The organism is Burkholderia sp. Bp9015, assembly GCF_003853505.1.
Classification (GTDB): Bacteria; Pseudomonadota; Gammaproteobacteria; order Burkholderiales; family Burkholderiaceae; genus Burkholderia.
This window is the reverse complement of record NZ_QTPZ01000006.1, coordinates 239,470-247,946: the sequence shown is the minus strand read 5'-3', so window position 1 is coordinate 247,946 and position 8,477 is coordinate 239,470. Positions and strand designations below refer to the sequence as shown.

The following is an 8,477-nucleotide window of genomic DNA, read 5'->3' as shown; positions in this document are numbered from 1 at the left end:
TTTAAAGAGCATTTCTGCGAGGACCCGGAGGCTTTCTCAGCAGCGCTGCGTTTTCAGCAGCAGAGAAGCGAGATTATCAACCGTTTTTTAAAACTCGTCAACAACTTTTTTAACTACTTCGTTGCGACGACTACGGTTTAATTTCGTACGCACTGGAGTCGATAAAACCGACTTCAACAGCACCGCTTCCCTTCTTCCCCCCGCGCTGCGTTTCCGTTAGCGCGAAAGAGGCGTGATTCTAAGCACCTGCCCCGGTCTCCGCAACCCCTTTTGTGAAATATTTTTGACGTGCTAGGCCGGGAGCCGCTGAACCGCCCTAGTGGTCATAGATAAGCGGCACGGCAAGAGCAGCCTCGGTCGCCCGTGAACCGCCCCGCCGCAGCGAACTCAACCTTCCGTCGATTACCGCCCAACCATCGCCCTCACCACGCCGTCCCGTCGAATCAGTCCGTGATACAGCGCCGCCGCGAAGTGCGCGAGGAACGTCAAGAAGAACAGATAGGCCAGCACGCGATGCGCGACCCGGAGCCAGGCGAACGCAACCGGATCAGCCGCAACGATCGCCGGCAACTGCACGCCGCCGCCCAAGGTCACCGGATACCCGCCAGCCGACAGCATCGCCCACCCGATCAGCGGCATCGCCAGCATCAGCGCATACAGCACCAGATGCGACCCATGCGCGGCAACCTTCTGCCACCAAGGCAAATCCTCAGGCAACGCCGGCGGCTTCGACGAAAGCCGCACGACGATTCGCACACACACCAGCACCAGCACGGCGATCCCCAGCGGCTTGTGCAACGCCACCAGGAAATCGTGCCGCCCGGAAACCGACGCCACCATCCCCACCCCGATGAACAGCATCGCGAGGATCATCGCGGCCATCACCCAATGCAGCAGCCTCGCCGGCAAGCCAAACGTCGTAGCAGCCTTCATCATCGTCCCTCCGCACTCAATCGCGCCGCGCCAGCCACGCCGGCCTCTTCACTTGTCCTGCGCAGATACGAATCCGCATAAGCCGCCGACCGCGCCGCCAGCAACGGATCCCCCGACACCTGAATCCCCTGCGGCAGCACCGTCGGGTCGTAATTCACGTCCCGGCACGGCCCGCTGTCCTGCGGCTCCACGCGATCGAGCACGAGCGTGCCCGCGTCGATCGTCATCCGCTGCGCAGGCCAGGTCTTCGTCGCGTCGTCCACCGGGTCGCCGGGTTCCGCCAGCGTGACGAGCAGCTTCCACTTCTGCGCGCCGTCCGCGATGCGCCGCGTCAGGTCCTGCTGCAGCACGTTCGGATCCGCGGCCGTCGCGACGTCCCCGGCGCCCGCCGTCTGCTCCGGCACGACGCGCCAACGCACCGCCTGGCGCTTGCCGGCCGCATCGACGAAGTAGAACGCGTTCAGCCCGTAATAGCTTTCGGTGACGTAGCTCGCGCTCGGCTTCGCACCCTTCACCCATGCGCGGAACGCAGCCGTCTCCGGATGCGCGCCGAAAAACGCCTTGACCTTCGCCGGATCGGGCTTGCCCGTCGCCGGATCCGGCCGGGTCGCCAGCAGCTGCGCGTAGAACGCCTTCGGCGTCGCCACCGGAAACACCGGCATCGCGTTCATCCCGGTCCGCCATTGCTGGCCGTCCGGTGCGGTGAGCTTCAGCGCGAGACTGCGGATCGGCACGCTGCTGTCGGGCGCATACGGATTCCCGCCCGGCAGCGCAAAGCGGCCGACCACCGGCGTGCGCACCGCCTTGAAGAACGGTGCGACCGAATACGCGCTAGCCGCGCCGTTGCCTTCGAAGTAGCCGGTCACGCAAACGCCCTTCGCGTGATTGCGCCGGAAACCCGGATGCTCGCCGCCGGCCGTCTGCAGCGCGTCGACGAGCCGGTGCGGGGTCAGACGCGCCGGCGCGAGCCAGCCGCCGACATACCCGAACGCCACGGCCACGCCGGCCACCGCGCCGCCGATCACGGCCCAGCGCCACCATCCGCGCCCAGGCTCGCGCGGCGGTGAAGAAGAGGATGATTGCTTCATGGATGCACTCCCGATCGTCAGATCATTGTCGAACGCGTGTAGGACGCCACCCGCGCCGCTTTATTCCATGAAGAAATTTTTCGTATGCTGACGGAATAAGCGGCGCCGACCGGCGTCCTACGCGGCATCTCCACGCTTATCGGCTCGCGCCCCCGGCCATGCCCTCAAACGCCCCCGACGACGACGCATTACGCGAACTCATCCCCAGGCTGCGACGCTTCGCGCTCTGGCTGGCACGTGATGTCCATGCGGCCGACGATCTCGTCCAGTCGACGCTCGAGCGTGCGCTGTCGCGCTGGGCGAGCCGCCGCGACGACGCGTCGCTGCGCAGCTGGCTCTTCACGATCCTTTACCGGCAGTTTCTCGACGGCAAACGCAGCGCGAAGCGCTATGCGTGGCTGCTCGGCCGCATTCGCGACGACGACGAAGCGCACTGGCCGTCCGCCGAACGCGAGGTGGCCGCGCGCGCGACGCTCGAAGCGTTCGGCCGTTTGTCCGACGAGCAGCGCAGCCTGCTGCTGCTCGTCGCGGTCGAGGGCTTCACGTACCGGGAAGTTGCCGACCTGCTCGACGTGCCGATCGGCACCGTGATGTCGCGACTCTCCCGCGCCCGCCAGGCGCTGCGCCAGCTCAGCGACGGCGAGCTTCCCGCTCCTTCTCTCCGTTTGATGAAATGAATACGCTCCGTCCCGACGAACACGATCTCCAGGCCTATGTCGACGGCCAACTCGACGACGATGCGCGCGCCGCGGTCGAGCGATATCTCGCGCTGCATCCGGAGAGCGCGGAACAGGTGCAGCACTGGCAGCAGGATGCGCAGCGGTTACGGGCCGCGCTCGAAGGCGTGCGGATGCCTGGCGAGAATCCTGCGCTGGATCCGGCGGCGATTCGTGCGAAGCGTGCGGAGCGCTCGCGGGTGCGGTTCGCGATGGCGGCGTCGTTCGTGTTCTGTATCGGGCTCGGGACGTTTGGCGGCTGGCAGGCGCGTGGATGGAACGCGGCGCCGCCGATTGCGCCGATGAGCGATGCGGTCGAGGCTTACCGGATGATGGTGGTCGATCAGGCCGCGAAGGTGGATTTCCGGCCGACGGGTGCGAAGGATTTGCAAACTTGGCTCACCCGGCGCGTGGGGGCATCGGCCAGGCTGCCGGATTTGAGTGCGGCGGGGTTCCGGCCGGTTGGCGGGCGGTTGTTTACGACGGATAGTGGGGCCACGGCCGCGATGGTGCTCTATGAGGACGACGCCGGGCGGACGCTGAGCTTCTATCTCCGGCCCGCGGAATCGAAACATCGGCTGCTGCCGGCCGGGCAACGCGTGGATGGGTCGTTGCTGGCGCGGTATGGGTCGGTGAATGGGCTCAACTTCGCGGTGGTCGGGCCTGTGGATAGTCTTGGTGAGCACGCGGTCGTGAGGGCGCTCGATCAGCAGATTTGAGCTGGACGATACGCTGTCGGTTGGTGGCCGTTGTGCGCTGACTGCGGTCCGTCCGATGCGGTTCGACAAGCCTGAAAGCACGCACGTTCACCGTTCGGGGCCACAGCGTTTAAATTCGCTTTTGTGGTGGTTGTCCACACCGCGAACCTCGTCGCGGTGCGTTCCCGGATGGGTAGACCCTCTTCGGTTCCGACGTCACAGGGTTTGGCGTCTTCTGGACGCAGGATATCCGCATCGGCCCCAGCGGCTCGGCATGCCGTCTCTGGTTGAATCACTCACCTTCGGCCCGCACAGCATTTCGAGTGTCTTTGGGTCGCGATATCCACATCGCCCTCGCCGAGCTGGTACACAGGATTTCGATTCGGCCGCTCACGGGTTGTTCGCATGCGCGTGAGCGCTTCGAATCAATGTGTTCCCGAGGGGGGCACACAGCGTTCCTGATTGTTTTGCGTGCCGGTTGTCCACACGCGACAATCGGGCGCCACGGCCGCACGGACTCCAGCGTCGTGTCGTCCGTCATGTCGTACGACGGTGGCGTGGTCGTCATAACGGACCTTGTGCAGCCGCATCGGTCATGAGCACCCACGACGCAGCCAGCAATATCGATCACCAGCATCTCATTGACGGGAGCCTTCATCGATCGCCGGGATCGAACTTCACGTTGAATCGCTCGCCCTTGAACCGACAACGATCCCGAACCCCGGCGATTCTACCGATACGAGCGTTCGAGCGGTCACCGGCTTCGGCTTCGCTTGATCCATCCACCGCACGCAGTGCATATCCCGCCCGGATCACAGTCGGCGGACTGTGCTTATCCAAAGGTGTTAACAGAGTTCGTATATATACGTAGTGATAGTTAACAAGCCCGCAGCCTCACAGTGGATAACTTCCGTAACGCCCTGAATTTTCAGCATGAAGTGGAATGCATAACCACAGGCGATGCACAGGAAAATCGCTGTGCATCACAGAACAACTTTCCGTCGATTCACAGTCGCGTCGACATATCCTCAATCGTTCCACTGTGAATCCAGAGGCTTGCCGGACGGTTATCCATAGCGCGCTGTGGATAAGTTGCAGCGCCAGTCCGCCCCGCTATCGAACCATGGCGATCAGATACAGCCCGCCGAGGATCATCGCGACGCCTCCCCATTGCGCATACGACACACGCTCGCCGAAGAACACGATTCCGGCCAGAAAGACGAGCACGAACGTAAGCGCGGTAAACGGATACACGACGGTGAGCCCGGTCTTGCTCAAAGCGAAGATCCAGAGCACCGTGCCTGCGCCGTAGCAGAGCAACCCCAGCGCGACCCACGCATTGATGAATTCAGTCAATGCATGGCGGCCGTCGGCACCGATCTTGAACGCGACCTGGCCGGTTGCCGCGAGGAACACGCCGGCCAGAATGAGCACGTAGACGGACAGTTTCACCGGTGTTCCTCGTGGCGCTTCAATTGGTTGGCGACCATCCGGCTCTTCAGCATGGCGATGCCGGTTTTCACGCGCACCGGCAGCCAGCGCAGCAGCAACTTGCGCGCCTTGTAGCCGGGCGGCGACACGTCCGGTATGCCCGAACGGCTGTCGACGCGGTGTTGTCCGATCGCGTCCGGCAGCCACTCCGCTTCGTCGGCGGCAGCGAAAAAGAGCAGGTTGTAGCGGTACCACGGCTCGATGCGCATGTCCGTGGCGATCATCGGCCGGACGAAATCGAACAGCTGGTAGCCGTGGCGCGCGAACAGGTCGCGCCAGAATTCGTAGCGCTGTTCGTTGATGTGGTTCTCGCCGCCCTGGCCAGGCACGGCGGCGGAAAACAGCACGCGCTTGCCGTGCCGGACGAGATTGTCGACGAGTGCCTCGCTGGATGCCTTTGGCACGTGCTCGCCGACTTCGAGGCACTGGACGAGATCGAACGATCGCCCGAGATCGAAGCGCTTCGAAATATCGGCCGGTACGAAATCGGCAGGGTCGACCATCAGCATCGAACGATCGACATAGTCGCCGTCGATGCCGGTGATGTCCTGCACGCCGAGCTGGCGATGCACGCTGAGCCATGCTCCGGCACCGCAACCGACGTCGAGGATACTCGCAGGCTTCAGCAGCGCGTTGACGCCGGGCAGCACGCCATGCGCCGACCGCGCCGATCCCTCGCGCTGGTATCGGTAGAAGATCTCGTCATACGAGCGCGGCGTATCGTCCGCGATGAATCCAGGTGACATCGCAATCTCCCGATGGTGCGATCGGTGCACGACGTGGCGCGACGCATCGCACCGCATGCGACGCAGTGCAATCAATCGCCTCGACAAGCCTGCTTCTCGTACACCGACCATTCGCCCGCCGTCTTCACGCGCACGACGCGACAGTCCGGATTGGCGAAAAACGTGTCCGGCAGCGGTGTCTCGGCGCGAACGAAGAAATACCGGTACAGGCGCCCTTGGTGCCGCTGCCAGTCGAAGTGCCGGTACAGCGGCAGCGGCGAGACGTCGGACGGCCCGACACCGGGCAGCCGGTCGAGCCGAAAGCGGACGATCTGCGGCGGGAACCGCGCGGCATTGAAATCGACGAATCCGCGGTGCTCGGCCTGATACCAGAGCGCGAAGTTCTCGTAGGCATACGGGTTGCCGGCAGCCGGGCTCGTCCTGTCGACGATGATCGCAAGGCCGCGCTGCGCGGGTTCGATTGCGTTGGCAATGACGTCGAAATCAGCGCTCTCGTCGGCGAAGCGCAGCGCGCGGACACCTTGCTGAACGATGAAACCGGCGCAGACCACGGCAAGGAGCAACTGCGTCATCAGCGCGAGCTGCGGCATTCGCCGGCCGGGTTCCATTGGTGCGGGCGCGCGGAACATCAGCGCATAAAACGGAAACAGGAACAGCGCAAAGCGCGGATACAGGAAAAACGTGTTGATCGCGAACAGCGGCACGGTAAACCAGACGATGGTCACGATGATTGCCGGTACATAGGCGGCGACCTGCCGGTTCGGTTTCGATGCCATCACGAACGGTGCGGCAGCGATCAGCAGGAATGCCAGCAGCGAACGGCTGTCGCCGGCGACACCCCACGGATAGAGCACGGCCGCGAACACGCGCACGACCGGGCTGATCCCCCACATCACGGTAAACGGATACATCGGCGTCAGATCGACGTCACGATGCAACGCCGCGTACAGCACGGTGACGGAGGCGAGGATCGCATACGGCCACGAGGCGAGCAGCACGCGCGGCAACATGCTGGTCGTGCGCAGGCGCACGAGCAGGAACAGCACGCCGATCGCGTTCGCGAATACGAAGAGTAGTCCGTGCGAGAAAAACAGCGCGAGATTCACGAGCACCAGCAGTGCGCCGCGGCGGGCTGTCGGCCGCCCGGCATAGTCGAGCGCGAGCGCCAGGAAGATCATCGCGACCGGTACGGCGACGAGGTACGAGTAGAAACCGAACTCGTATGCGAAGCCGAAGAATCCGGGCACGCACAGCCAGTCGAGGCGCGGGTCCGTACCGAGACGCCGGCGCAGCGCGAGGTACGCGGCGACGAAACCATAGAACGACAGGGTCAGCATGACCTTGAACGCAGCCGCGACGGGCATCACGAACGAAAGCAGCGCTGCCGCGCCATAGCCGAGCAGGTAGGGCGTAAACAGATTGATCCGCAGCAATGGCGCCCATGGCGACTGGCCGCGCAGCAGGTCGCGCAGCGTGGCGACCTGTGCCGCATGCTGCGGAAGATCGACCATCGGCGGGTGCGGCGCGAGCCAGAACAGCAGGCCGGCGGCGGCGACCGTCGCAACGAACAATGCGCGCAACGTGCGATCGGCTGTGCGATATGGCCACGCACGCGGCAAGCGGCCGCTTACCGTGCTGTCATCCATTGCACGAGCCCCCGCGTGAGAGACCGCCGCCAGCCTGGCACCGGGTCGTTGCGCGACAGGACCGATGGCCCGTCATAGCGTCTTCTCGACGATGAAGCGCGGGCGCTGCTTCGTCTCCGAATAGATCTTCGCGACATAGCCGCCGATTACGCCGAGGAACAGCAACTGCAGGCCGCCGAGAAAGTACATCGGGATCACGGTGGACGCCCAACCGGGCACCGAACGGTCGGTGAACAGCCGGATCGACAGCGCCCAGATGCCGAACACGGTCGAGGCCAGCGCGAGCAGCGCGCCAACGTACGCGCTCCATTGCAGCGGCTTCGTCGAAAACGACGCGACACCGTCCGACGCGAGCAGGATCATCCTCGCCAATGGGTACTTGCTTTCGCCGGCGAAGCGCGGCTGCCGGTCGTACCGGACGATCGCGGTACGGAAGCCCAGCAGCGGCACGATGCCGCGCAGGAACAGGTTGACCTCGCGGAAGCCGCGCAATTCTTCGATCGCCCGGCGGCTCATCAGGCGGAAGTCCGCGTGATCCGGCAAGATGTCGACGCCGAAGCGGCGCAGCAGCCGGTAGTAGCCGCGCGCGCTGACGCGCTTGAAGAAGCCGTCGCTGTCACGACGCTGCCGCACGCCGAATACGATCTCGGCGCCGGACTGGTATTCGCGCAGCATGCGCGGAATCGCGTCGAGGTCGTCCTGGAGATCGGCGTCGAGACTGATCAGCACGTCGCCGTTGACTCTCATGAGCCCGGCAAGCAATGCGTTCTGGTGCCCGTGGTTGCGCGACAGCTTGAGGCCGTGGATACGTGGATCAGCGGCATGGAAGCCTTCGATGAGGGACCAGGTCCGGTCGTGCGAACCGTCGTCGACGAAGGTCACGCCGCTCGCGCCGTCAATGATGCCGTCGCGGGTAAGCTGATCAAGCAGGATCGTGAGCCGGCGTACGGTTTCCGGCAACACGGCTTCTTCGTTGAAGCAGGGAATTACCAGATTGAGCGCGACCATACCCACCCCGATATCGTTACGCGTGCGTTGCGGTCTGCCGTCGTCACGAGGTGCTACTGGTTCATGCAAGGTGGCGCGCGGATCGTGCATCGCGCGCGCCTGTTCCCCGTGACCGGATCGGGCCGGTTCCTGCTCTTGATTGTCGTTCGCA

The 8,477-nt window shown here is 64.2% G+C and carries 8 protein-coding genes; 2 read left to right on the top strand and 6 right to left on the bottom strand.

The genetic code is table 11. From position 1 onward, the window contains the following. Positions 1-402 precede the first annotated feature (402 nt). Together DIE12_RS09765 and DIE12_RS09760 are read right to left on the bottom strand one after the other, a co-directional pair. The gene (locus DIE12_RS09765; RefSeq protein WP_124486767.1) at positions 403-936 is read right to left on the bottom strand and encodes a cytochrome b; all 534 of its coding nucleotides are present in this window, start codon (positions 934-936) and stop codon (positions 403-405) included. Continuing rightward, positions 933-2,021: a catalase family peroxidase gene (locus tag DIE12_RS09760; protein ID WP_124486768.1), complete on the bottom strand. Its 1,089-nt coding sequence runs from the start codon at positions 2,019-2,021 to the stop codon at positions 933-935. The genes DIE12_RS09765 and DIE12_RS09760 overlap by 4 nt, the downstream gene beginning before the upstream one ends. Positions 2,022-2,179: 158 nt before the next feature. Between DIE12_RS09760 and DIE12_RS09755 the strand changes: the two genes are divergently transcribed. Beyond that, positions 2,180-2,698 (top strand): sigma-70 family RNA polymerase sigma factor, encoded by a 519-nt coding sequence (locus tag DIE12_RS09755; protein WP_124520413.1) that lies wholly within the window; start codon positions 2,180-2,182, stop codon positions 2,696-2,698. After that, entirely contained in the window at positions 2,695-3,456 is a 762-nt protein-coding gene (locus tag DIE12_RS09750; RefSeq protein ID WP_124520415.1) for an anti-sigma factor, read from the top strand. Before DIE12_RS09755 ends, DIE12_RS09750 begins: the two co-directional genes overlap by 4 nt. A 1,092-nt stretch (positions 3,457-4,548) precedes the next feature. On the opposite strand, the gene DIE12_RS09745 is transcribed toward DIE12_RS09750, so the two are convergent. The 4 genes from DIE12_RS09745 to DIE12_RS09730 form a co-directional block, all read right to left on the bottom strand. Beyond that, positions 4,549-4,887 (bottom strand): EamA family transporter, encoded by a 339-nt coding sequence (locus DIE12_RS09745; protein WP_124486771.1) that lies wholly within the window; start codon positions 4,885-4,887, stop codon positions 4,549-4,551. After that, on the bottom strand, positions 4,884-5,672 hold the full coding sequence (locus DIE12_RS09740) for a bifunctional 2-polyprenyl-6-hydroxyphenol methylase/3-demethylubiquinol 3-O-methyltransferase UbiG (protein WP_124486772.1): 789 nt from the start codon (positions 5,670-5,672) through the stop codon (positions 4,884-4,886). The genes DIE12_RS09745 and DIE12_RS09740 overlap by 4 nt, the downstream gene beginning before the upstream one ends. Positions 5,673-5,743: 71 nt before the next feature. Continuing rightward, complete coding sequence (locus DIE12_RS09735; RefSeq protein WP_260426248.1) at positions 5,744-7,252, bottom strand: hypothetical protein; 1,509 nt, start codon at positions 7,250-7,252, stop codon at positions 5,744-5,746. Positions 7,253-7,390: 138 nt separating this feature from the next. Then, positions 7,391-8,326 carry a glycosyltransferase family 2 protein gene (locus tag DIE12_RS09730; protein WP_044845175.1) on the bottom strand — a complete coding sequence of 312 codons (936 nt, stop codon included), beginning with the start codon at positions 8,324-8,326 and terminating at the stop codon, positions 7,391-7,393. Positions 8,327-8,477 lie beyond the last annotated feature (151 nt).